The sequence below is a fragment of the Nonomuraea spiralis genome, assembly GCF_014648435.1.
GTDB classification, from domain to species: domain Bacteria; phylum Actinomycetota; class Actinomycetes; order Streptosporangiales; family Streptosporangiaceae; genus Nonomuraea; species Nonomuraea spiralis.
Map to the genome: position 1 here is coordinate 32,424 of NZ_BMRC01000035.1, position 22,194 is coordinate 54,617.

19 protein-coding genes are annotated in these 22,194 nt (G+C 71.0%); 13 read left to right on the forward strand and 6 right to left on the reverse strand.

Going from position 1 to position 22,194, the window contains the following annotated elements; all coding sequences use genetic code 11:
* The first annotated feature begins 25 nt into the window (after positions 1-25).
* Genes IEZ27_RS46270 through IEZ27_RS46295 form a run of 6 tightly spaced genes read left to right on the forward strand, consistent with a single transcriptional unit; the run spans position 26 to position 8,604 of the window.
* Positions 26-1,276 carry an ABC transporter substrate-binding protein gene (locus IEZ27_RS46270; protein WP_189653068.1) on the forward strand — a complete coding sequence of 417 codons (1,251 nt, stop codon included), beginning with the start codon at positions 26-28 and terminating at the stop codon, positions 1,274-1,276.
* A 31-nt stretch (positions 1,277-1,307) separates the two neighbouring features.
* Positions 1,308-2,153 (forward strand): carbohydrate ABC transporter permease, encoded by an 846-nt coding sequence (locus IEZ27_RS46275; protein WP_229824963.1) that lies wholly within the window; start codon positions 1,308-1,310, stop codon positions 2,151-2,153.
* Positions 2,150-2,959 carry a carbohydrate ABC transporter permease gene (locus IEZ27_RS46280; RefSeq protein ID WP_189653069.1) on the forward strand — a complete coding sequence of 270 codons (810 nt, stop codon included), beginning with the start codon at positions 2,150-2,152 and terminating at the stop codon, positions 2,957-2,959. Before IEZ27_RS46275 ends, IEZ27_RS46280 begins: the two co-directional genes overlap by 4 nt.
* Positions 2,960-5,929 (forward strand): glycoside hydrolase family 38 N-terminal domain-containing protein, encoded by a 2,970-nt coding sequence (locus IEZ27_RS46285; RefSeq protein WP_189653070.1) that lies wholly within the window; start codon positions 2,960-2,962, stop codon positions 5,927-5,929.
* Positions 5,926-7,158 (forward strand): enolase C-terminal domain-like protein, encoded by a 1,233-nt coding sequence (locus IEZ27_RS46290; RefSeq protein ID WP_189653071.1) that lies wholly within the window; start codon positions 5,926-5,928, stop codon positions 7,156-7,158. Before IEZ27_RS46285 ends, IEZ27_RS46290 begins: the two co-directional genes overlap by 4 nt.
* Positions 7,159-7,167: 9 nt before the next feature.
* Positions 7,168-8,604 (forward strand): S10 family peptidase, encoded by a 1,437-nt coding sequence (locus tag IEZ27_RS46295; RefSeq protein WP_189653072.1) that lies wholly within the window; start codon positions 7,168-7,170, stop codon positions 8,602-8,604.
* Here IEZ27_RS46295 and IEZ27_RS46300 read toward each other — a convergent pair.
* The 5 genes from IEZ27_RS46300 to IEZ27_RS46320 all read right to left on the reverse strand — a co-directional run bounded on the left by IEZ27_RS46300 (position 8,563) and on the right by IEZ27_RS46320 (position 13,007).
* Positions 8,563-9,477 (reverse strand): hypothetical protein, encoded by a 915-nt coding sequence (locus IEZ27_RS46300; RefSeq protein ID WP_189653073.1) that lies wholly within the window; start codon positions 9,475-9,477, stop codon positions 8,563-8,565. The two genes, IEZ27_RS46295 and IEZ27_RS46300, sit on opposite strands and share 42 nt — an antisense overlap.
* Positions 9,468-9,887, reverse strand: coding sequence for a peptidase inhibitor family I36 protein (locus IEZ27_RS46305; protein WP_189653074.1), 420 nt, complete (start codon positions 9,885-9,887; stop codon positions 9,468-9,470). Before IEZ27_RS46305 ends, IEZ27_RS46300 begins: the two co-directional genes overlap by 10 nt.
* A gap of 176 nt (positions 9,888-10,063) precedes the next feature.
* Complete coding sequence (locus IEZ27_RS46310; RefSeq protein WP_189653075.1) at positions 10,064-10,834, reverse strand: SDR family NAD(P)-dependent oxidoreductase; 771 nt, start codon at positions 10,832-10,834, stop codon at positions 10,064-10,066.
* The gene (locus tag IEZ27_RS46315) at positions 10,831-11,841 is read right to left on the reverse strand and encodes a DUF4432 family protein (protein ID WP_189653076.1); all 1,011 of its coding nucleotides are present in this window, start codon (positions 11,839-11,841) and stop codon (positions 10,831-10,833) included. Before IEZ27_RS46315 ends, IEZ27_RS46310 begins: the two co-directional genes overlap by 4 nt.
* Positions 11,838-13,007: a DUF4185 domain-containing protein gene (locus IEZ27_RS46320; RefSeq protein ID WP_189653077.1), complete on the reverse strand. Its 1,170-nt coding sequence runs from the start codon at positions 13,005-13,007 to the stop codon at positions 11,838-11,840. The genes IEZ27_RS46315 and IEZ27_RS46320 overlap by 4 nt, the downstream gene beginning before the upstream one ends.
* Positions 13,008-13,135: 128 nt before the next feature.
* On the opposite strand from IEZ27_RS46320, the gene IEZ27_RS46325 reads away from it, so the two are divergent.
* The 5 genes from IEZ27_RS46325 to IEZ27_RS46345 all read left to right on the forward strand — a co-directional run bounded on the left by IEZ27_RS46325 (position 13,136) and on the right by IEZ27_RS46345 (position 19,033).
* Positions 13,136-14,746, forward strand: a complete 1,611-nt coding sequence (locus IEZ27_RS46325) for an ABC-F family ATP-binding cassette domain-containing protein (RefSeq protein ID WP_189653078.1) — start codon at positions 13,136-13,138, stop codon at positions 14,744-14,746.
* Between the two features lie 64 nt (positions 14,747-14,810).
* Positions 14,811-15,611 (forward strand): hypothetical protein, encoded by an 801-nt coding sequence (locus IEZ27_RS46330; RefSeq protein WP_189653079.1) that lies wholly within the window; start codon positions 14,811-14,813, stop codon positions 15,609-15,611.
* Between the two features lie 102 nt (positions 15,612-15,713).
* The gene (locus IEZ27_RS46335; RefSeq protein WP_189653080.1) at positions 15,714-17,195 is read left to right on the forward strand and encodes a hypothetical protein; all 1,482 of its coding nucleotides are present in this window, start codon (positions 15,714-15,716) and stop codon (positions 17,193-17,195) included.
* Positions 17,196-17,202: 7 nt separating this feature from the next.
* Positions 17,203-17,859, forward strand: coding sequence for a hypothetical protein (locus IEZ27_RS46340; RefSeq protein WP_189653081.1), 657 nt, complete (start codon positions 17,203-17,205; stop codon positions 17,857-17,859).
* A gap of 127 nt (positions 17,860-17,986) precedes the next feature.
* Complete coding sequence (locus tag IEZ27_RS46345) at positions 17,987-19,033, forward strand: C40 family peptidase (RefSeq protein ID WP_229824964.1); 1,047 nt, start codon at positions 17,987-17,989, stop codon at positions 19,031-19,033.
* Between the two features lie 3 nt (positions 19,034-19,036).
* Here IEZ27_RS46345 and IEZ27_RS46350 read toward each other — a convergent pair whose 3' ends face one another.
* Positions 19,037-19,531: an inorganic diphosphatase gene (locus IEZ27_RS46350; RefSeq protein WP_125641754.1), complete on the reverse strand. Its 495-nt coding sequence runs from the start codon at positions 19,529-19,531 to the stop codon at positions 19,037-19,039.
* Between the two features lie 332 nt (positions 19,532-19,863).
* Between IEZ27_RS46350 and dacB the strand changes: the two genes are divergently transcribed.
* Both dacB and IEZ27_RS46360 read left to right on the forward strand, forming a co-directional pair.
* Positions 19,864-21,033 (forward strand): D-alanyl-D-alanine carboxypeptidase/D-alanyl-D-alanine endopeptidase, encoded by a 1,170-nt coding sequence (gene dacB / locus IEZ27_RS46355; protein WP_229824965.1) that lies wholly within the window; start codon positions 19,864-19,866, stop codon positions 21,031-21,033.
* 47 nt (positions 21,034-21,080) lie between these two features.
* Complete coding sequence (locus IEZ27_RS46360; protein WP_189653083.1) at positions 21,081-22,157, forward strand: zinc-dependent metalloprotease; 1,077 nt, start codon at positions 21,081-21,083, stop codon at positions 22,155-22,157.
* Positions 22,158-22,194 lie beyond the last annotated feature (37 nt).

Here is a 22,194-nt window from a genome sequence, read left to right on the forward strand (position 1 = left end):
CCCCGAAAGAGCAAGGAGGCCGGCCATGTTCCGGTCACGTGTGGCCACGCTCGGCGTGGCGGCGCTGGTCCTGACCGCCTGCGGCGGAAACAGCGCCGAGGCGCCGAAGAAGAAGACCGAACTGACGCTCTACAACGACAAGGGCGCCTGGACCAAATACTTCGACGAGATGGGCGCCCTGTCCAAGCAGCAGATCGGCCTGGGCATGAAGCCGACGGGATACACCGACTCCGCGCAGTACCAGGCCTTCATCAAGGCGTCGTTCCGCACGAACGTGAAGCCCGACCTGTTCACCTGGCAGACCGGGGGGATGCTGGAGGAGATCGTCAAGCAGAAGCAGGTGGCCGACACCACGGCCGTCTGGCAGGAGGCGATCAAGGCGGGCGACCTGTCACAGGACCTCGCCTCTTATTACACGATCGGCGGCAAGCAGTACTGCGTGCCGATGAACGTCGCCTACTGGGGCATGTTCTACAACAAGAAGATCTTCGACAAGTACGGCCTCAAGCCCCCGCAGACGTGGGACGAGCTGGTGCAGGCCGCCGAGACCCTGAAGAAGAACGGCGTCAAAGCCTTCTACCACACCAGCGTGCTGTTCTCCTTCGTCTGGTTCGAGCAGCTCATGGCCGGCTCCGACCCCGACCTGTACGACCGCCTGTCCACGGGCAAGGCCAAGTACACCGACCCCGGCGTGGTCCAGGTGATGGAGAAGTGGAAGTCGCTCATCGACGCCGGATACTTCATCAACCCGGGTGACAAGACCGACCCCGGCGACGTGCTGAAGAACGGCAAGGCGGCGATGGTCTCCTTCGGCACCTGGTTCAACACCAGCATGACGCAGCGCGACCTGAAGTCCGGCACCGACTACGGATTCTTCGTCATCCCCAACGTCAACCCGTCGCTGCCGAAGACGTCGATGATCTTCGAGAGCGGCCCGCTGTGCTCGCTCGCCAAGGCGGACGACCCCGACTCCAGCATGAAGTACCTCAAGTGGTGGACCACCGCCGACGCCCAGAAGAAGTGGGCCTCCACCAGGGGTGACGTGAGCGCCAACCCCAAGGTCGAGATCGCCGACGAAGCGCTCGGCGCCGTCACCAAGGACGCGGGCGGCGGCACGTACCGGCTGGTCAACCGGTACTTCGAGGCGACGCCGCCGCCGGTGCTGACCGCCGCGCTCGACGGCTTCGGCAAGTTCGTCACCGAGCCCGGCACGTACAAGGAAGTGCTGGACAGCATCCAGAAGGCCGCCGACGAGTACTGGAGCACCCACCAGTGAGCGAGGGAGAGCCGGCGCGCGGAGTGAGGTCATGAGCACGCGGGCGCCGATGCTCGGGCGTTTCAGGCACGGCTATGTGGCGCCCGCGGCCGTGCTGGTCGCGGGGCTGCTGTACGCGCCGTTCCTGTGGACGGCCTACCTGAGCCTCACCCGGTACGACGGCCTGGAGTCGCCGGCGTGGGTCGGCGTGCACAACTTCGCCAAGTTGTTCGACGACCCCGCGCTGCTCACCTCGACCCGCAACACGCTCATCTGGGTGGCCGGCACGATGGTGTTGCCGGTCGGCCTCGGACTGCTGGTCGCGGTGTTGTCCTACGACATCAGGGGCGGCGCCTGGTACCGGGTGCCGTTCATGTTGCCGTACGCGCTGAGCGGCGCGGGCCTCGCCATGGTGTGGAGCCCGGTGCTCTCCCACGACGGGATCGCGAACCGGCTGCTCGGCGTGGACACCGCGTTCCTCCAGGTCGCGCCGCACAACACGCTGGCCATGCTGCTGGTGTGGACCTGGCAGCAACTCGGCGTGAACACGCTGCTGTTCGTCGTGGGCCTGCAGTCCATCCCCAAGGAGCCGATCGAGGCCGCCCGGCTGGACGGCGCGTCCGGCTGGCGGCTGTTCCGGCACGTGATCTGGCCGCTGATGCGCCCGCTGACGGCGGTCGTGGTCGGGCTGGCGCTGGTGGCGAGCCTGAAGACGTTCGACATCGTGTGGGTGCTGACGGCGGGCGGCCCGGGGCGCAACTCCGAGACGCTGGCGGTGACCATGTACCGGGACACGTTCGTGGCCAGTGACTACGGCTACGGCTCGGCGGTCGCGGTGATGCTGACCGTGGTCACCGGGCTGGCCTCCTACCTCTACCTGAGGAGGCAGGTGCGATGATCCGGCGGATCGTGCTGATCGTGCTCGGGCTGATCTGGCTCGGGCCGACGTACCTGCTCGTCGTCAACGCCTCAAGGCCGGCCGCCTCGTACGACCCGGGCAGCGCCTGGGTGCCGTCCGGCGACTTCGCGCTGCTGGAGAACTTCACCCGCGCCCTGGACAGCGCCAACCTGACCGACAGCCTGGCCAGCACCGCCCTGTACGCGGTCGTCTCGCCGCTGCTCGGCGTGGTCATCGGCGCACTGGCCGGCTACACGATCGTGGTGCTGCGGCTGCGCCACGGGTTCTGGTGGTTCCTGCTGATCTTCGGCGGGACCGTGTTCCCGTCGCAGATGTTGCTCGTGCCGCTCTTCGTCGGCTTCAGCGACGCCGGCCTGTACGACACCAGGATCGGCATGATCCTCATCTACACCGGGATCAACGTGCCGCTGGCCGCGTTCGTGTTGCGCAACTTCTACACCGGCGTCGCGTTCTCGATCTTCGAGGCGGCCCGCATGGACGGCGCGTCCACGTGGCGCATCTTCTGGCGCGTCTACCTGCCGATCTCGCTCAGCGCGCTGACGGCGGTGTTCATCCTTGAGTTCACCTTCATCTGGAACGACCTCATCTTCGGCCTGACGCTGACGCAGACCGAGAGCGTGCGGCCGGTCATGACCGCACTGGCGGGGCTGATGACCGACGTCTACGCCGGCACCCCGGTCCCCGTCGGCCTGGCGGCGGGCCTGGTGGTCTCGTTGCCGACGGTCGTGTTGTTCCTGGCAACCCAGCGCCTCTTCGCACGGGGCCTGTCCCTAGGGAGTGTTTGAATGACGAGCCGGTTGCTGCAGCGGAGCCTGGGTAGCCCCGACTACGACGGGATCAGGCAGGCGCTGCGCAACGACACCTCGACACCGGTGATCAGTGCGCGCGGGCTGGAGGTGCGGGTCGCGGTGTTGCCGCTGTTCACGCACGACGGCCGCCAGGCGGTCAGGGTGTCGAGCACGCAGCCCCTGACCCACGTGCTGGTGGGCGTGGACAGCGCCTCGGGCACGGACGTGACGCTGCTGGTGCCCGAGGTGGACGCGCCGCGCACGCTCACCCTGGAGTGCCGCGACGACGCGGGCGTGGTCGGCAGCGCGCAGGTCACGGTCACGCCGCAGCGCAAGTGGAGCGTGTTCGTCGTGCACCACTCGCACCTCGACATCGGCTACACCGACCCGCAGGGCACGGTGCTCCGCCACCACCTCGACTACCTCGACGCGGCGCTGCGGCTGGCCGAGGAGACCGCCTCCTGGCCCGACGACGCCAAGTTCAGGTGGACGGTCGAGTCCTCGATGCCCGCGCTCAAATGGCTCGACGCCCGGCCCGCCGAGCAGGTCGAGTCGTTCGCCGCGCTGGCCAGGGCGGGCGTGATCGAGGTGACCGCGCTGCCGTTCCAGCTGCACACCGAGGCGTGCTCGACCGAGGAGCTCTACCGCCAGCTCCGCTTCACCGGTCAGCTCAAGGACCGGTACGGCTTCGCCACCAGGTCGGCCATGCACACCGACGTGCCGGGCGCGGTCGTCGGCCTGGTGGACGCGCTGAACGCCTCCGGCGTGCGCTACCTCGCCGCCGCGCACAACTGGGCCGGGCGGTCGGTGCCGTACCTGCACGGGGGCGACAAGCTGACCAGGCCGTTCCGGTGGCGGGCGCCGAGCGGGAACGAGCTGCTGGTGTGGTTCACCGACACGCCGCACGGGATGGCGTACATGGAGGGCAACACGGTCGGGCTGACCGACTCCTACGAGCTGGCCGACGACCTGCTGCCGCGCTACCTGTCGGCGCTGGCCACGCGCGGTTACCCGTACGGGCCGGGGACGTTCGGCTGGCAGGGGCCGGACGCGCCGCGCGAGCCGTACGAGCTGGACGTGCTGCACCTGCGCGTGCAGGGCGCGCACGCCGACAACGCCGGGCCGTCGATCGTGCCGGCCTCGATCGCCCGCCAGTGGAACGAGACGTGGGCCTGGCCGCGCCTGCGCTCGGCGGTCAACAGCGACTTCTTCGAGCACGTCGAGGAGCGCTACCACGACCGGCTGGCGGTGCACGAGGGCGACTGGACCGACTGGTGGGCCGACGGGCTCGGCTCGGGCGCGCGCCCGCTCGGCTACGTACGCCGCGCGCAGTCGGCCCTGCGCGTCGCCGAGACCCTGCACACGATCGCCGGCACCGATGCCACGGCCCAGATCGACGAGGCGTACGACAAGGTCGCCCTGTTCAACGAGCACACGTGGGGCGCGGCCAACCCGTGGGAGGACGCCGAGGAGGCGGGCGACTCCGGCGGCCTGCAGTGGACCCGCAAGTCCTCGGGCGCCTACCAGGCCCAGGACGACGCCTCCGACCTGATGCACGCCGCGACCCGCCGCTTCGCCGCCGCCCTGTCCGAACCGGAGCCGGGCACGCGGCCGGGCTCGGGTGTGGAAGGCGGCGCCCTGGCCGCCTTCGCCGTCTTCAACCCCGGCACCCGGGCGCGGACCGACGTGGTACGCGCGTTCCTGCCGCGCGACGTGGTGGCCATGGACGTGCCGATCGCGCTGGTGGACGCGCGGACCGGCGAGAGCGTGCCGCACCACGAGGAGATCGTGGACCCCGGCGACTGGCCGACCCGCCCGATCGGCCGGCACATCCAGGCGGTCGTGGCCGACGTCCCCGGCTACGGCTACGCGCGGCTCGACGTCGTCCCCGCGCGGAGTCAGGCCCCCGAACCGGTCGAACCGGACACGGGCGGCGTGATCGAGAACGAGTTCTACCGGGTCGCCTACGACGTGCGCGAGGGCTACATCAGCTCGATCTTCGACAAGTCCGCCGGCCGCGAGCTGGTCAACGGCGACGCCGCAGCCGGCTTCGGCCAGTACGTCTATGACCGCTACGCCACCGCCCCGCACTTCAACCACCTGTCGGGGCACGTCGGCGCGCACGACCGGACGCTGCTCGGCGACCGGGCCGTCGCCCGCAACGCGACGATCGTCAAGGCCCAGCGCACGGAGGTCGGCGAGAAGCTGGTGGTCGAGCTCCAGGGCAAGGGCGTCGACTGGCTGCGCACCACGATCGAGCTGCACCGGGGCGTCCCCAGGCTCGACCTGACCTACCAGCTCGCCAAGCAGGGCACCCCGGCCAAGGAGGCGGTGTTCCTGGCCTTCCCGTTCGCCACGGGCCCGGCCACGGGCTGGGAGCTGACCGGCGGCGTCGGCGGGCCGGACGTGCCGCGCGTGCCGGGCTCGGCCGAGTACATGTTGCCGATCAGGCACTGGATCGCCTTCGAGGACCCCGAGCTGACCGTCGCCTGGGCCACCCTGGAAGCGCCGCTGGTGCAGCTCGGCACCATCCACATGCCGTACGCGCCGTTCCCGCCCACACTCGACCAGGAGGACGGCACGGTCTACTCCTGGGCGCTCAACAACATCTGGGACACCAACTTCCCGGCTCAGCAGCAGGGCGAGACGACCTTCCGCTACGCCGTCACGTCGGCGGCGGGCGTCAAGGGCAGCAGGCTGGGCGCGGCGGCGGCCTCGGGACTGACCGAGCCGTTCGTCGGCGCACTGGTCACCGACGGCCCGCCGGCCTCCGAGACCTACGCCTCGGTGGACCACCCCGACGTGCTGATCACCTCGATCGGCCGGGTGGACGGGGAGCAGGTGGTACGGCTCCAGTCGCTGGCCGCCGAGCCGGTGACGGCGATGGTCACGGTCCCGGGGCGGGAACCGGTCGAGGTACGGCTGCCGGCCTGCGGCGTCGCCGTCGTTGGGGGGAAGCGCGCGTGAAGATCGTCGACATCCGGGCCACGACGGTCGCCGTCCCACTGGAGGCGCCGCTGCGGCACAGCAACGGCGCCCACTGGGGGCGGTTCGTCCGCACGATCGTCGAGGTCGAGGCGGACAACGGGCTGATCGGCCTGGGGGAGATGGGTGGCGGGGGCGAGAGCGCGGAGTCGGCCTTCCGCGCGCTCGTCCCGTACCTGAAGGGCCACAATCCGTTCGAGCTGGAGGCGTTGCGCTTCAAGATCGCCAACCCGACCGCCTCGCTCTACAACAACCGCACCCAGCTCCTCGCCGCCGTCGAGTTCGCCTGCCTCGACCTGGTCGGGCAGCACCTCGGCGTGCCCGCCCACGACCTGCTGGGCGGGCGGCTGCGGGACGCCGTCCCGTTCGCCTCGTACCTGTTCTTCCGGTACGCCGCCGACGGCCACCCGGAGATCCGCACCCCCGGCCAGCTCGTCGAGCACGCCGCCCGGCTCAAGGAGGAGCACGGGTTCACCGTGCACAAGCTCAAGGGCGGCGTGTTCCCCCCGGACTACGAGCTGGAGTGCTACCGGGCCCTGGCCGAGGCGTTCCCCGGCGACCGGCTCAGGTACGACCCCAACGCCGTGTTGTCGGTGGCCGAGGGGCTGCGGTTCGGCCGGGCCATCGAGGAGCTGAACAACGACTACCTGGAGGACCCCGTCTGGGGGCTGGAGGGGCTCAGGGCCGTTCGGGAGCAGGTCAGGGTGCCCCTCGCCACCAACACGGTGGTCGTCAACTTCGAGCAGCTCGCCTCCAACGTGTTGCGCAGGGCCGCCGACGTGGTGCTGCTCGACACGACGTTCTGGGGCGGGATCAGGCCGTGCGTGCGGGCGGCGGGCGTGTGCGACACGTTCCAGGTCGGGGTGGCCGTCCACTCCTCGGGCGAACTGGGCATCCAGCTCGCGACCATGTTGCACCTCGGCGCGGTGCTGCCCAACCTCACCTACGCCGCCGACGCCCACTACCACCAGTTGCGCGACGACGTGATCGAGGGCGGCAAGCTACCGTACGCGGGCGGCGCCATCGCCGTGCCCTCGGGCCCCGGGCTCGGGGTACGCCTCGACCGGGACCGCATGGCCCGCTACGCCGAGCTGTACCGGGAGACCGGCGGCTACCCCTACGACCGCGACCCCGGCCGCCCCGGCTGGTACGCCACCGTGCCGAACGAGCGCTTCGCCGACCCCGCGATCTCGGTGGACGTTGCTCCATAATTGGCCGCTATGTCCGAAGAAGCGCAGACGACCCCGCCCGCCGACAACCTCGTCACCACCCGGCACACCCTGCCCACCGGCCAGGGGTACACCGCGACCACCGGAACCATGGTGGTGCGCGAGGAGGTGTTCACGGACGGGGCGTTCGGCGGCCACCGCCCGAAGGCCGAGGTGTTCCTCACCTCCTACACGCTCGACGACGCCGACCCGCTGACCAGACCGGTCACGTTCGCCTTCAACGGCGGCCCCGGGTCGTCGAGCGTGTGGCTGCACCTCGGCATCCTCGGGCCGCGCCGGGTCGTGATGGGGGACGCGGGCGGGCTCCTGCCTCCCCCGTACGCGCTCGCCGACAACGACGAGACCCTGCTCAAGGTGAGCGACCTGGTCGTCATCGACCCGATGTCCACCGGCTACTCGCGGGCGGCCGAGGGGGAGAAGGCCGAGCCGTACCACGGGTTCAGCGGCGACCTGGAGTCGGTCGGCGAGGTGATCCGGCTCTGGACGACCAGGAACGCGCGGTGGATGTCGCCGAAATTCCTGGCCGGCGAGTCGTACGGCACGGTCAGGGCGGCCGGGCTGGCCGACCACCTCCAGTCGCGGTACGGCATGTACCTCAACGGCGTGATGCTGATCTCCTCGGTGCTCGACTACGCGACCGTGGAGTTCAACGAGGGCAACGACCTGGCCTACGCCCTCTATCTACCGACATATGCCGCCATCGCGCACTATCACGGGCTGCATGGCGACCGGCCGCTCGCCGACGTGCTGCGCGAGGCCGAGGAGTACGCCGCCCGCGACTACCCCTGGGCCCTGGCCCGCGGCAACCGCCTGACCCCCGCCGAGCGCGCCACCGCGGTCTCCAGGGTCGCCGCGCTGTCCGGCCTGTCCGAGGGCTACGTCGACCGCGTGGACCTGCGCATCGAGCACATCCGCTTCTTCACCGAGCTGCTGCGCGAGCGCCGCCTTACCGTCGGCAGGCTCGACGGCCGCTTCACCGGCTGGGACCCCGACAGCGGGCGCGAGCACTTCACCGCCGACCCGAGCATGAACGCCATCACCGGCCCCTACAGCGCCGCGCTCAACCACTACCTGCGGACCGAGCTGGGCTACGCCAACGACCTGCCGTACGAGATCCTCACCTCGCGGGTGCACCCGTGGTCGTACAAGGAGTTCGAGGGCGCGCACGTCATCGTGACCGACCGGCTCGGCGCCGCCATGCGGACCAACCCGCACCTGCGCGTGCACGTGGCCTGCGGCTACCACGACGGCGCCACGCCCTACTACGCCGCCGAGCACGCCTTCGCCCACCTGCCCGTGCCCGCCGAGCTGGCGGCCAACGTCGAGTTCAAGTACTACGAGGCCGGCCACATGATGTACGTGCACGAGCCCAGCAGGCTGAGCCAGTCAGCCGACCTGGCGGCCTTCGTGCTCGGACAGCAGGCTTGAGGCGCGTGCCAGCCGCTCCCGCAGGCTCGCCGCCAGCGCGTCGAAGCGGTCGCGGTTGTCCCGGATGATCGCCCGCTGAAGCTCGGCGTCGGCCGTGAACCAGGCGGCGACCAGGCCCGACGACCACTTGCAGGTCGTGTCGGCGACGGCCGTCTGCTTCTCCTCCTCGCTCACACGCGGCTTCTCCAGGTCCCAGCGCGAGTCGGCGATGGCCGCCTCGGGATCCGGGTAGGAGTGCCCGGCCTGGGTCATGCACGACTGCCAGCGCCTGGTCGCCGCGGTCACGCCGCCGTGCTTGGCGGCCTGCTCCAGCGTGAGCGAGTCCTGGAGGCCCAGCCAGGGCCAGTCGGCCTTGCGGGTGCCGCTCTCCAGGGCGGAGGAGGCACGGTCGAGGCAACCGCGGTCGGCCGCGGTGCCGTACAGGCGGTGGCGGGTGTGCTTGGGCAGTTTGTTGATCCAGGAACCGCTGGTGTCCGGGGACGGCGGCCTGGCCAGGTGGTAGCCGTACCGCTGGGCGGCGGCGGTGTCCACGACGCCGTAGCGGCGGGAGTTGCCCGGGTCGATCGCGGCCAGGTCGGCGGCGTTCTCGGCGGGTGGGGTGACGGTGAGGCCGCGGCGGCTCATGCACCGTACGACCAGGTGGTTGTGGGCGTTGCCCAGGACGGCCTGCTGCTCGGGAGTCGGCTTGTAGGCGTCGAACGGCAACACGAGCTGCGACACCGAGGTCACGCCCGCCGGGGGCCGTTCGCGTACGGGCTCGGCGGTGGCGCAGGCCGCGACGGACAGCAGCAGCGCGCCCGCGAGGAGCCCACGACAGCCGGTTTCCGGCGGCCAAGCCCGGAAACCGGCACTCCCGTTATTTCTCAGCGGCACCAGATGTCGATCGAGCTGGTGCGGTTGTTGCCGATGGCGTTGTTCACCAGGTAACCGTCGTTGGAGTTGTGGGTGAAGGTGCTGTGGGCACCGGTGTACTCGGCGTGCTGCCAGAGGGTGGTGCTGCAGCCGACGCGGTTCCTGACCGAGCTGGTCTCGTTGTCCATGCTGTGCCAGGTGTTGCTGAAGTCCCAGTTCAGCCAGTTGTTGTCGGCCAGGTCGGAGTCGTCGGCCGTGAAGTCGCGCCAGTGGTCGCTCTGGCCTCGGTTGTAGTCGAAACCGGCGTACAGGCAGACGCGGCCGCCGTAACAGGTCGAACGCGGGCTGGCCTCCGCGGCGGCAGCCGGGACGACCACGGTGAACAGCGCGGCCGCGGCGACGATGGCGGCGGCCTTCTTGGTGAGCCTCACAGGTCTCTCCTAGATCGGTGAGTCGTTTCGGAACCCGTTCAGCGTGTTGGGAGGGGGCTCGGGACCCACCCTCATGAGACACGCAGAGAACCTGGTTACCAGGCTCACCACCTGGCACTTCGTCGCATTGACGCAACGCTTGCCAGGATTGGGCGGCGACTGGGGACTTACTCGACCTAGTCGGGGAGCGCCGCCGGGTTTCGGGCCAGCAGACCCCCGTCCACGCGGTGCTCGGCCCCGGTGATGAACGACGAGCGCGGCCCCGCCAGGAACGCCACCAGCTCGGCCACCTCCTCCGGACGGCCCACGCGGCCCAGCGGATGGGCCTTGCCCCACTGCTCGACCTGCTCCTCCTGCGACAACTCGCCCCGCCACAGGTCGGCCGCCCAGCGCAGCATGGGGGTGTCCACCGAGCCGGGGCAGACCACGTTGACCCTGATCCCGTCGGCCGCGTGGTCGAGAGCCATGGCCCTGGTCAGGCCGTTCAGCGCGGCCTTGCTCGCGGTGTAGGCGGCCACCTGCGCCTGCGAGGAGAACGCCTGCACCGACGACATGACCACGATCGAGCCGCCGCCGCGCTCCCTGAGCCTCGGCACGGCCGCCTTGCAGGTGAGGTAGACGCCCTTGAGGTTGATGTCCATGACCTCGTCCCACACCTCCTCGGGGGTGTCCTCGACCGTGCCGTAGCGCTGCACGCCGGCGCAGGTGACGACGATGTCGAGGCCGCCGTACCTGGTCACGGCCAGGTCCACGAGGTCGCGCAGGTCGCCGGCCCGGCGTACGTCGGCGACGACGCCGGTCACGTGCTCGCTGTCGAGCGCCGCGTCCTCGTCCACGCCGCAGAACACCACGTTCGCGCCGCCGTCGGCCAGCCGGTCGACCACCGCCCGGCCGATGCCCATGGACCCGCCGGTGACCAGCGCCACCTTCCCGGAAAACTCACTCACGCCAGCACCTCCGCGCGCCAACTCAACACCTTCGTCTCGTGCGGTCCGAGCGACAGGGCGCTCCCGTTGTCCACGGCGGCGGCCAGGCCGTCGGTCGGCATGCCGGCGAACGGTTCGAGCCCCAGCGTGTAGGCCCGGCCCCACCAGGGGTAACCGGTGGACGCGCCGAGCTCCTGCCACATCCACAGGTAGGGGAGGAGCGCCGCATCCCACTCCACCCGCATACCGATATCCCCCGAAATTTCGTACCAACCCTCGGTGAATCCTGTGAGGTAGACGATGTCGCTCGGCCCGCCCCGCTCCGGCACCACGCTCAGATCCGTCTCCCCGCCCCCGTCGGCGGGCACCACCGGCCACCGCCACGGCCCGCCGGGCCGCACCCGGCGCCCTGCCGGGTTGATCGGGCCCGCGTGCGGGATCACCCTGACCCCCTCGGGCAGCCGGATCCGCGCCCCGGCCCGCAGGAACGGCAGCCCGTAGACGATGTGCTGCCCCCACATGGCGTGCAGCGTGAGGTCCGACTCGTTGGTCGCCCGCCCTTCGACCTCCAGCGCGGCCGTCCCAGAGCGGAGCCTGAACACCTTCTCCACCCGGTACGGCAACCGCCGCGTCCGTACGCCGAGCCGCACCGCGACCTCCTCCTCGGAGTCGGCCACGACCTCGCACGACCACGGCAGCCCGGCGACCTCGCCGTGCTGGGCGAGGCGGGCGCCCCGGTACTCGCTGGGCGCGCCGCCGTTGGGGAAGGCCTCCTGCCAGCCGCCCTCGTAGTGGTCGACGAACTGGGCGACGTCGTCGGCCGCGCCGTGACGGTGGTCGCGCGGATCCCGCAGGCCCTGCGGCGAGAGCCAGACGAAGTCGGTGTCGGTGGGTTTGTGGAGGAACTCCACCACGTCCCCGCCCTTGTCCGGCACGACGGTCACGCGCAACCGCTCGTTCTCCAGCGTGACCGCCCGCAGCCCGTCGAGGGTGAGGTGCCGCAGGCGCGCCGCCCAGTTACGCCTCACTCGAACGTCACATCCAGGAACCTTGGCCGGTAGATGGACACGTCGCGGTAGTGGTCGGTGTTGACGAAGCTGTTGACGTTGTAGGAGACCACCAGGCCGTTCCCGGCGACGTCGGGGTGGGCGTGGGCGTTGTAGGTGAAGACGTTCCCGCTGGTCTCGGGGGTGGTGTAGACGTGCTGCTTGCCGGTGAAGGGGCCGGTGGGCGAGCAGGAGGAGTAGGCCACGATGTTGGGGCTGAGCGCTTCGGTCGTGTCATGCGTGATCAGGACATATCCGGATCCGACCCGGGAGACGCTGTACTCGTTCGCCACCCCGCCCATGATCCGGGCCGAGTCCTTCTCGTCCGGCGACCAGGAGCCGTCGGCCGTACGGAACTCCCAGGCGCCCAGCAGGCTCTGGCCCCTGACCCGGGCGAGGTGCATGTACTTGGTCGCGCCCAGGTCCTCGACGCCGTACACGTAGGTGTAGCCGCCGTCCTTCAGGATGCCGGAGGCCCAGGAGACGCCGTGGCCCGAGGGCAGGTCGTGCACGCTGATCGGCTGGTCGAGCCGGCCGGGTGCGAACCTGGCCACCACGTTGCGGTGCCAGCGCCAGTCCCACGCGCCGGTGCCGAACCGCTCGTACTCCTGGTACGTCACCTCGACGACGCCGCCCGCCAGCGTGGCGTCCCCGGCCCAGAACCAGTGTTTGTCGTCCCGGGGCGGCATCACGGCCTCGGGCTTGGCGGCCGTGCCGTCGTGGACCGTGGACAGCCGCCCGTTCCGCTCGACGGCGAAGGAGTTGTTCAGGAAGACGGTCGTGCCGCCCTCCTCGACGACGGGCGGCCTGGACCCGTCGGGGTTGACCCGGCCGAGGAAGGTGTCGGAGAACACCCACAACTCGCGGCCGTTCGGCAGCCGCAGCGAGTAGGTGCCGTCGGCTCCCGTCCAGTCGTCCAGGCGGCTGTTGTCGTCGCCGTACGAGGTGAACAGGCTGGTCAGCCGGGCGTCGACGGAAGCGCCGCGTACGGTGGGCGCGCACGCCGAGACCGGACCGGACGGCTGCTGCGTCGCGCCGATCGACGGCGGCACGGGCTTGGGCGGCGCGGCCCACGCCTGCTGCGGAACGGCGATCAGGCCGAGCACCGCGACGGCGAGGGGGGCGAGGGAGGAGCGGAATCGCGTCATCACCGGTTCCTAAGGGGCTGGGGAGTCCCTACAGTTCTAGTCATTAGATCACTTACTGTCTAGAGTCCGGAGATCGCCGGGCCGAAAACCGGGTGCCGACCACGGAAGACGGCCGGTAACCTGCCCGGATGGGCCACGTTGAAGTAGGACATCTGACGTACGTGCTGCCCGACGGCAGGCCCCTGCTCAACGACGTCTCCTTCCGGATCGGCGACGGTGTCAAGGCGGCGCTCGTCGGGCCCAACGGCGCGGGCAAGACCACCCTCATGCGCCTGGTCGCCGGTGACCTGGAGCCTGTCGAGGGCGCCGTGACCAGCTCCGGCGGGCTGGGCGTGATGCGCCAGTTCATCGGCAGCGTGCGCGACGGCAGCAACGTCCGCGACCTGCTGCTCGGCGTCGCCCCGCCGGCCGTGCGGCAGGCGGCCGAGCGGCTCGACGCGGCCGAGCTGGTGATGATGGAGCGCGACGACGAGAAGACGCAGATGCGCTACGCGCAGGCCATCAGCGACTACACCGACGCCGGCGGCTACGAGATCGAGGTGCTCTGGGACACCTGCACGGTCGCCGCCCTCGGCGTCCCGTACGACCGGGTGAAGTACCGCGACGTGGCCACCCTGTCCGGCGGCGAGCAGAAGCGGCTCGTCCTGGAGGCGCTGCTGCGCGGCCCCGACCAGACCCTGCTGCTCGACGAGCCCGACAACTACCTCGACGTGCCCGGCAAGGAGTGGCTGGAGCAGCAGCTCAGGGAGACGTCCAAGACCGTGTTGCTGGTCAGCCACGACCGTCAGCTCCTCGCCAACGCCGCCGACCGCATCGTCACGGTCGAGTCCGGCAACATCTGGATCCACGGCGACGGCTTCGCCACCTACGGCGAGGCCCGCAAGGCCCGCAACGAGCGGCTCGACGAGCTGCGCAGGCGCTGGGACGAAGAGCACGCCAAGCTCAAGGCCCTGGTCAACATGCTGAAGAACAAGGCCAGGTACAACGACGGCATGGCCGCCCCGTACCACGCGGCCCAGACGCGGCTGCGCAGGTTCGTCGAGGCGGGCCCGCCCGAGCAGGCCCCCGGCGACCAGAACATCAAGATGCGGCTGCGCGGCGGCCGCACCGGCAAGCGCGCGGTCATCTGCGAGGGCCTGGAGCTGACCGGCCTCATGCGCCCGTTCGACCTGGAGATCTGGTACGGCGAGCGCGTCGCCGTCCTCGGCTCCAACGGCTCGGGCAAGTCCCACTTCCTGCGCCTGCTGGCCGGCGAGCCCGTCACGCACGCGGGCGTGGCCAGGCTCGGCGCACGCGTGGTGCCTGGGCACTTCGCCCAGACCCACGCCCGCCCCGAGCTGCTCGGCCGCACTCCGGTAGAGATCGTGATGAACGAGCACGCCAAGCTCAAGAACGAGGCCATGAAGACGCTGGCCCGCTACGAGCTGGCCGGGCTGATCGCCGAGCAGCGGTTCGACACGTTGTCCGGCGGCCAGCAGGCCCGGCTGCAGATCCTGCTGCTGGAGTTGTCGGGCGCCACGCTGCTCCTGCTCGACGAGCCGACCGACAACCTCGACCTGGCCAGCGCCGAGGCGCTCCAGGTGGGCCTCGACGCGTTCGACGGCACGGTCATGGCGGTCACCCACGACCGCTGGTTCGCCGCCGACTTCGACCGTTTCCTGGTCTTCGGCTCCGACGGCACGGTCTACGAGTCGCCCGAGCCGGTGTGGGACGAGACCAGGGTCGTCCGCCGCCGTTAAAGAGTTGGTACGCCCGGCGCGTGTCATCTGCCAGCCGTGCCCATGCACGGGTTATCACGGCAAAGTGATCCCGCGTAGCCGAACCGTCAGCCTCCTCGCACTCGGGGCGATCTGCCTCGCCAGTTGTTCAAGTGAGGACCAGCCAGCCCAATCGCTCAAGCCGCTCGTTCTCAAGGAGCAGGTCTCGAACATCGCCAAGTCCGCCGACGGTTACGCCGTCAACTGGGCGGGCGTGCTCAGCAACGCCAACCCGTGGCACTTCGGCGAGCACGTGGTGGCCACCATCGTGGGCCGCGACGCCGCCGGCACCGAGGTGGTGCGCATGGACCAGCCGCTCGACGCCGTGCCGCCGGGCGGCTCCCTGGCCTTCACCGGCCAGGCGTCGGCCGCCGAGAAACCGGTCAAGGTGACCATCCAGTACCGTCCGGCGCAGTGGCGGTCGGCCGCGCGCATCCCGTCGGCGTTCCAGTCGTTCCCGATCACGCGCGTCCAGACAATGCGCCAAAAAGACGGCTCCTACCTTATTACTGGATATGTCGGGAATCCGTATCAATTGCCGGCGAGCAGCCTCGTCGTGAACGCGTTGCTGCGCGACTCGGCAGGCAAACTCCTCGGCGGCGGCAGCACCTTCGTGGACGACGTGAAGGCCGGCAGCCCGCCCCGGTTCATCCTCACCGTGGCCGGACTGCCCAAGGACATCAAGGTCACCAAGACCGACGTCACCGCGAGGACCTGGGGTTCGACCGGCCGCCCGTACGAGGATCTGGCGATGGGCGGCGCGATCCCGATGCACACGATCAAGCCCACCACCGAGCCGTTCGCGGTGGACCGGGGGAGCGAGGCGATGGCCGGAGTAAAGCAATAATCGGTATTAGTCATGATAAGGGTTGGTGAATTCGCGGGGTCGCGGTAGACAAGCGGCGGAACCGGTAGAACTACTAGTTACCGATCCATTACCTTCGGTTACATGAATGACCGCGTCCTGGTGGAGGCGCTCCGCACCCGTGACCCGGGAGCCCTCGCCGCGCTCTACGACACCCACGCGGAGAGCGTCTACCGCTACTGCTGGTCCCTCCTCCTCGACACCGAGAGCGCGCAGGTGGCGCTGCGCGACACGCTGATCGCCGCCGAGGCGCACGCGGGCGCGCTGACCCAGCCCGACAGGTTCCGGGTCTGGCTGCTCGCCCTCGCCCGGCTCGAATGCCTGCGCCGCAGGATGGCCGCGCCGCCCGGCGCCGACGAGGCCCTGGCCGAGGCGCCGCCACCGGACGACCCGGCCGACGCCGACCTGCGGATCATGGCCTGGAACGCCGTCGTCAGCCTGCCCGTCGCCGACCGCGAGGTGCTGGAGCTGGCGACCGGCCACGAGCTCCCCACCGCCGACCTGGCCCAGGTGCTCGCGATCCCGCCGCGCCAGGTCGAACAGGCCCAGGCGCAGGCCCGCGAGCGCCTGACCGACGCGATCACCGCCGAGATCCTGGCGCGCAAAGGCCCCTACGACTGCCCCCGCCGCGCCCGGATCCTCGCCGGCTTCTCCGGCGACCTCACCAGAGAGATGCGCGAGGCCCTGGTCAGGCACGTCGCCCGCTGCGAGGTCTGCGCCCCCCACCGCGACCGCCAGGTCTCGGCCGCCAAGGTCTACCGGCTGCTGCCCGCCGCCGCGCTCCCCGACGCGCTGCGCATCAGGGTCATGAGCTGCTTCGTCGACCCTGAGCTGCTGCCCTACCGCCGTTACGTCGCCAGGCGTACGGCCTCCCTGGACGCCGCCGGGTTTCCCGTTCCCACGCAGAAGGCGGCTCGAAGGTGGCCTCAGGCGGTGGCGGGCGCGCTGGCGGCGGTCGCGACCGTGGTGGCGATAGCGGTGATCTTCAACCAGTTCGGCAAGGACAACGGCGGTCTCGCCGGGGTGGCGACCGCGGCGTTCCCCGCCACGGGTGAGCCGCCCGGCATCAGACTGCCCTGGCAGCCCGACCCCCAGGACGTGTCGTTGACCGTAGAGCCCATCCTCGACAGCGCCGCCCCCGAGCCGTTCGGCCTGCTCGGCTCGGCGACGCCCGTGCCGCCGGCCCTGCTCGTGCCCGCGCACGTGACCGCGCACGTCACCACGCCGCCCGGCGAGCCCACCGCCCCCGAGCCCGCCGAGCCGCAGCCGACGCCCCCCGACGGCCCGACCCAGGTCGAGCCCCCCGGTCCGACGTACGGCGAGCCCGGCCGGCCGACGCACGGGGAGCCCGGTCATCCGCCGCACGGCGAGCCGGGCCGTCCGCCCCACGGCGAGCCGGGAACGCGTCCTCCCAGCCGCACGCCGCCCGTGCCCACCCCGACCCCGACCCCCACCGAGACGCCCGCGCCGACCACCACGCCCTCCGAGACGGCGACCCCCGCGCCCACGCACCCTCCCACGCGCACCCCCACCGAGGAGCCCGTCACGCCGGTCGAGAGCGGCTGAGCGGGCCGTGGAGGCGTTCGAGGTGCGCCAGGACCCGCACTTAGGCTGCCGGGTCTGCCCGCTGCCCGTCCCGCGGAGGGTGGCCGAGCTGGTGCCGAGAGGTCACCGCGTCGACTGGCCGACCTGGCTCGACCATGGCCCGCGCATGCTGCGCCACGTGCTCGACCTGTGCCGCCTGCGCACCGCGCGCGGCCTGGCCGTCCTGTCGTGGCTGGCCGGGGGCCCGCAGCCGGACGAGCTCGACTGGCTCTGGGACGCCCGCCGCCTGACCGGCCCCCGCCAGGAACGCATGTACGGCGCCGCAGCCGCCGTTCCCGATCCCGTGCTCGGCCTGGTGACGGCCAACTGGACCTGGGTGCTCGACACCTGCCACGGCGGCCGGGTCACCGCCGCCTACCTGGCGGGCACCGCGTACCCGGGTGACGGGCACGCGGCCGCCGACGCCACGATGACCCTGTTCCAGACCTACGACCGGCATCCCGAGGCCAGGCCGGCCATCGCGGCGGCGTGGGCCACGGGCCGGGTGACCGCCGACTGGTGCAAGGCGGCCGAGTTGCACGCCGCGTACGGCGGCCGGCCGCCCGTTTTCACGTACCCGAGAGCCGCGCGTCCGGCGGTCGCCGGCATCCGTCCGTGGATCGAACGCCTGTTCCGCCTGCGCTGACTACGTTACGTGAGCGCACGCGCGGGAACTGTGTGCATAGAGTAACCATCTGTTTTCAGGGGGACTTATGCGCTCAATTCGGGCCGGACTCCTGGCGTGCGCCCTGCTTTTCACCTTGTGTCCGCCGGTGGCGGCCGACCCCGTGCCGTCGGCCAGGGACGTGAAGAAGGCGCGCGAGACCGCCCGCCACCGGTCGAAGGAGCTGGGGGTGGCCAGTGCCGGGCTGGCGGTGGCCCAGTCCCGGCTGGACGAGCTGGCGGCCGGCGTGGAACGGCAGGTGGAGGCGTACAACGGCGAGCTGGTCCGGCTCCGGGTGGCCGAACAGGCGTACGCGCAGGCCAAGGAGCGGCAGACGGCGGCCGGCGCCGAGGCCGAGCGGGCCCGGCAGGCCGTCGCCCTGCTCGCGGCGGAGAGCTATGGCGGCATGACGGCCGTGGACCCCATGGTCGGCATGCTCATCGACGAAGGCGGCACGGACGGCTTCCTGCACCGGGCGAGCGTGCTCGACCACCTTGGCGACGAGCGGTCTGAGATCCTGCGCAGGATGCGCGACGCCCAGGAGGTGGCCACCATCCTGGGCAAGCAGGCACAGAACGCCTACGACACCCAGCAGGCGGCCTCGGAGCGCGCCCGGCGGGCGAAGCTCGCCGCGGAGGCGGCAGTGGCCCGGCAGCGCCGCGAGACGCGGACCCTGCGCCTGGAACGGAAGGAACTGCAACAGCGGGTGAACGCCGCCCGCAGCCGAGCCGAGCTGCTGGCCAGGCGGCGGACGGTGGCACTGTCCGCGGCCGGCCTCGCGGCGGGCTCGGCGGGCGGCAACCTGGCCGCCAACTGGGCGCTGACCCAGCTCGGCAAGCCGTACGTGTGGGCCGCCGCCGGCCCCGACACCTACGACTGCTCCGGACTCGTGATGCGTGCCTGGGAACAGGTGGGCGTGCGCCTCGACCACTGGACCGGGACCCAGTGGACCTCCGGCCCGCACGTGCCGCTGGACCAGCTGCGCCGCGGCGACCTGCTGTTCTTCGGCCGGATCACCGACGACCCCGGGACGATCCACCACGTCGGCATCTACGTCGGCCAGGGCCAGATGGTGCACGCGCCGCAGACCGGCGACGTCGTGCGGGTGGCCTCGATCTGGAGAGGGGACCTGGTGGGCGCCACCAGGCCCCAGTGAGGATCAGTGGTGGTGACCCGCGTCCTTGGCCCGCTGGAACGAGCGCTCGATCTCGGCCTCGGCCTCGATGCGGCCGACCCAGTTGGCGCCCTCGACGGACTTGCCGGGCTCAAGGTCCTTGTAGACCTCGAAGAAGTGCTGGATCTCCAGCCGGTCGAACTCCGACACGTGGTGGATGTCCTGGATGTGGTGCATCCGGGGGTCGGTCGAGGGGACGCACAGGACCTTGTCGTCGCCGCCCTTCTCGTCGGTCATCCGGAACATGCCGACCGCGCGGCAGGTGATGTAGCACCCCGGGAACGTCGGCTCCTGGAGCAGCACCAGCGCGTCGAGCGGGTCGCCGTCCTCGCCGAGCGTGTGCTCGATGAAGCCGTAGTCGGCGGGGTACTGCGTGGAGGTGAACAGGAGCCGGTCCAGCCTGATCTTCCCGGTCTCATGGTCCACTTCGTACTTGTTCCGTTGCCCCTTGGGAATCTCAACGACAACGTCGAACTCCACCGCGGTTCCTCCGCTCAAGGCCCCCGGGAAGTCCCGGCTGGGCGTTAATGTCTCGTAGGCGAACACCAGGAGAGAGGTCAGGCGACGTGGCGCGGCACGAGCGTACGGTGATGCTGGCCACTCTCGCCGTGCTCCAGATCGTCACGATCGTCATCGGCGTTTACGCCATGACCAGCGACTTCAACCTGGGAGCGCTGACGAGGCAGCCGTCACCGATCGGGCCGACGGCGTCTCCTCGGGGAATCCCCCCCGCCCCCGTGGTCACCTCGGGGCCTGTGCTGGCCCAGCTTTCGGCGACGTCAGGAGACGGACCTCTCCCGACTAAGAGTACTTTGACGCGCCAGCTCACCGACGCGCTGGGTGACAAAGCGCTCGGCGGCCGGGTCGGCGCGGTCGTGCTCGACGCCGCGACCGGCGGCCAGATCTTCGCCTCCAACCCCGACGTGGGCATCACCCCCGCCTCCACGAACAAGGTCGTCACGACCACCGCGGCGCTCGCCTCGCTCGGCCCCGACACCCGCTTCTCCACCCGCGTCGTCCAGGGCCGCGCGCCCGGCGCGATCGTCCTGGTGGGCGGCGGCGACCCGCTGCTCGCCGGGCCGACGGCGAAGCCCGGCTACCCCAAGCAGGCCTCCCTCGCCACCCTGGCCGCCCGCACCGCCGCCACGCTGAAGGCGAAGGGCGTCAGGAAGGTCACGCTCTCCTACGACGACAGCCTGTTCACCGGGCCGGCCATCGCGCCCGGCTGGAAGCCGAACTACGTGCCCGACGGCGAGGCGGCCCCCGTCCACGCCCTGGCCATCGACGAGGGACGCCAGCGCCCCGGCGCCCGGCCCCGCGTGGCCGACCCGGCCGTGACCGCCGCCGCCGCCTTCGCCCGGCTCCTCCCCAAGTACGGCGTCACCGTCTCCAAGGACATCCGCCAGGAGAAGGCCGCGGCGGGCGCCGCCGAGCTGGGCAAGGTCGACTCCGCCCCCCTGTACGCCCTGGTCGAGCACACCCTGACCCACAGCGACAACGACATGGCCGAGGCCCTGGCCAGGCACGTCGCCATCAAGGAGGGCAAGGAGGCGTCGTTCGCGGGGGCGGCGGAGGCCGTGCTCGCGGTGATGCGGCGGCTCGGCGTGACGAAGGGCGTCGCCGTCGCCGACGGCAGCGGCCTGTCCATCCGCAACCGGGTCAGCGCCGACGCCATGGCCAGGGTCATCGCCATCGCCAGCTCCGCCCAGCACCCCGAGCTGCGGGCCGTCGACTCGGGCATGCCGATCGCCGGCTTCTCCGGCACGCTCGGCAACGGCCGGCGCTTCACCCGCGCCGACAGCAGGGGCCAGGTCGGCCTCGTACGCGCCAAGACCGGCACGCTCAACAACGTCAACACCCTGGCCGGCCTCGCCACCACCAAGGACGGCCGGCTGGTCACCTTCGCCTTCCTGGCCGACGACGTGCCGGTGAACGCCGAACCCGTGCTCGACAGGCTCGCCGCGATCGTCGCGCGATCCTGAACGCCGCTTCTTCGCAGGCGTGACGAGAACAACGTACGGTGGACGGTATGCAGGTGATCGACTGGGATCTGGCCGTCACGACCGGCACGCGCCTGGTGCGCCCCGGTCCTCAGGTGAGCAAGGAGGAGGCCAGGCAGGCCGTCACCGAGCTCCGCACGCTGTCACGTGAGGCCGAGGGCCACGTGCGCGAGTTCACCAAGATCCACACCGAGACCGCGCCGCAGCCCGCGACCATCGTCGACCGGCCCGGCTGGATCAAGGCCAACGTCGAGGGTTTCCGCGTGGTCCTCGAACCGCTGACCCAGCGCATGGGCAGCGGCGCCAACCCGCCGCCCGCCATCGTCACCGCCGTGGGCTCCCGCATCACCGGCGTGGAGGTCGGGGCCGTACTCGCCTTCCTCGCCTCCCGGGTGCTCGGCCAGTACGAGCTGTTCCTGCCGCCCGACCCGACGGGCCAGGAGGCGACCGGCAGGCTGACGCTCGTCGCGCCCAACATCGTCCACGCCGAGCGCGAGATGAACGTCGTGCCCCGCGACTTCCGGCTGTGGGTGTGCCTGCACGAGGAGACCCACCGCGTGCAGTTCACGGGCGTGACCTGGCTGCGCGAGTACGTCCGGTCGCAGATGACGGAGTTCCTGCTCGCCTCCGACCTCGACCTCCCCACGCTGCTCGACCGCCTGCGCAACGCCGCCGACACGGTGGCCGACGTGGTCAGGGGCGGCGAGGGCAACCTGATCGACGCCATCCAGACGCCCGCCCAGAAGGAGATCCTCGACCGTCTGACGGCCGTGATGACCCTGGTCGAGGGCCACGGCGACTTCGTCATGGACGCCGTGGGCCCGTCGGTGGTCCCGACCGTCTCGGAGATCCGCGCCAAGTTCGCCCAGCGCCGCGAGGGCGGCTCCCGGCTCGACCGCACGGTGCGGCGCCTGCTGGGCATCGAGGTCAAGATGAAGCAGTACGCCGAGGGGGCGGCGTTCGTCCGCACGGTGGTCGACCGCGTGGGCATGGACGGCTTCAACAAGGTCTGGACCTCCCCGGAGACCCTGCCCACGACCGCCGAGATCGCCGACCCGGACGCCTGGGTCCACCGCGTCATCGGCACCCCCGCCCTCCCCGCCTGACCTCGTTCCTCTTCCGAAGGCCCCGCGCGCCGGGCCC

Coding starts and splice junctions, on each gene's coding strand:
- IEZ27_RS46285 (WP_189653070.1), top strand. CDS start 2,960: ATGACGAGCCGGTTGCTGCAGCGGAGCCTGGGTAGCCCCGACTACGAC.
- IEZ27_RS46295 (WP_189653072.1), top strand. CDS start 7,168: ATGTCCGAAGAAGCGCAGACGACCCCGCCCGCCGACAACCTCGTCACC.
- IEZ27_RS46360 (WP_189653083.1), top strand. CDS start 21,081: ATGCAGGTGATCGACTGGGATCTGGCCGTCACGACCGGCACGCGCCTG.
- IEZ27_RS46270 (WP_189653068.1), top strand. CDS start 26: ATGTTCCGGTCACGTGTGGCCACGCTCGGCGTGGCGGCGCTGGTCCTG.
- IEZ27_RS46335 (WP_189653080.1), top strand. CDS start 15,714: ATGAATGACCGCGTCCTGGTGGAGGCGCTCCGCACCCGTGACCCGGGA.
- IEZ27_RS46325 (WP_189653078.1), top strand. CDS start 13,136: ATGGGCCACGTTGAAGTAGGACATCTGACGTACGTGCTGCCCGACGGC.
- IEZ27_RS46275 (WP_229824963.1), top strand. CDS start 1,308: ATGAGCACGCGGGCGCCGATGCTCGGGCGTTTCAGGCACGGCTATGTG.
- IEZ27_RS46320 (WP_189653077.1), bottom strand. CDS start 13,007: ATGACGCGATTCCGCTCCTCCCTCGCCCCCCTCGCCGTCGCGGTGCTC.
- IEZ27_RS46280 (WP_189653069.1), top strand. CDS start 2,150: ATGATCCGGCGGATCGTGCTGATCGTGCTCGGGCTGATCTGGCTCGGG.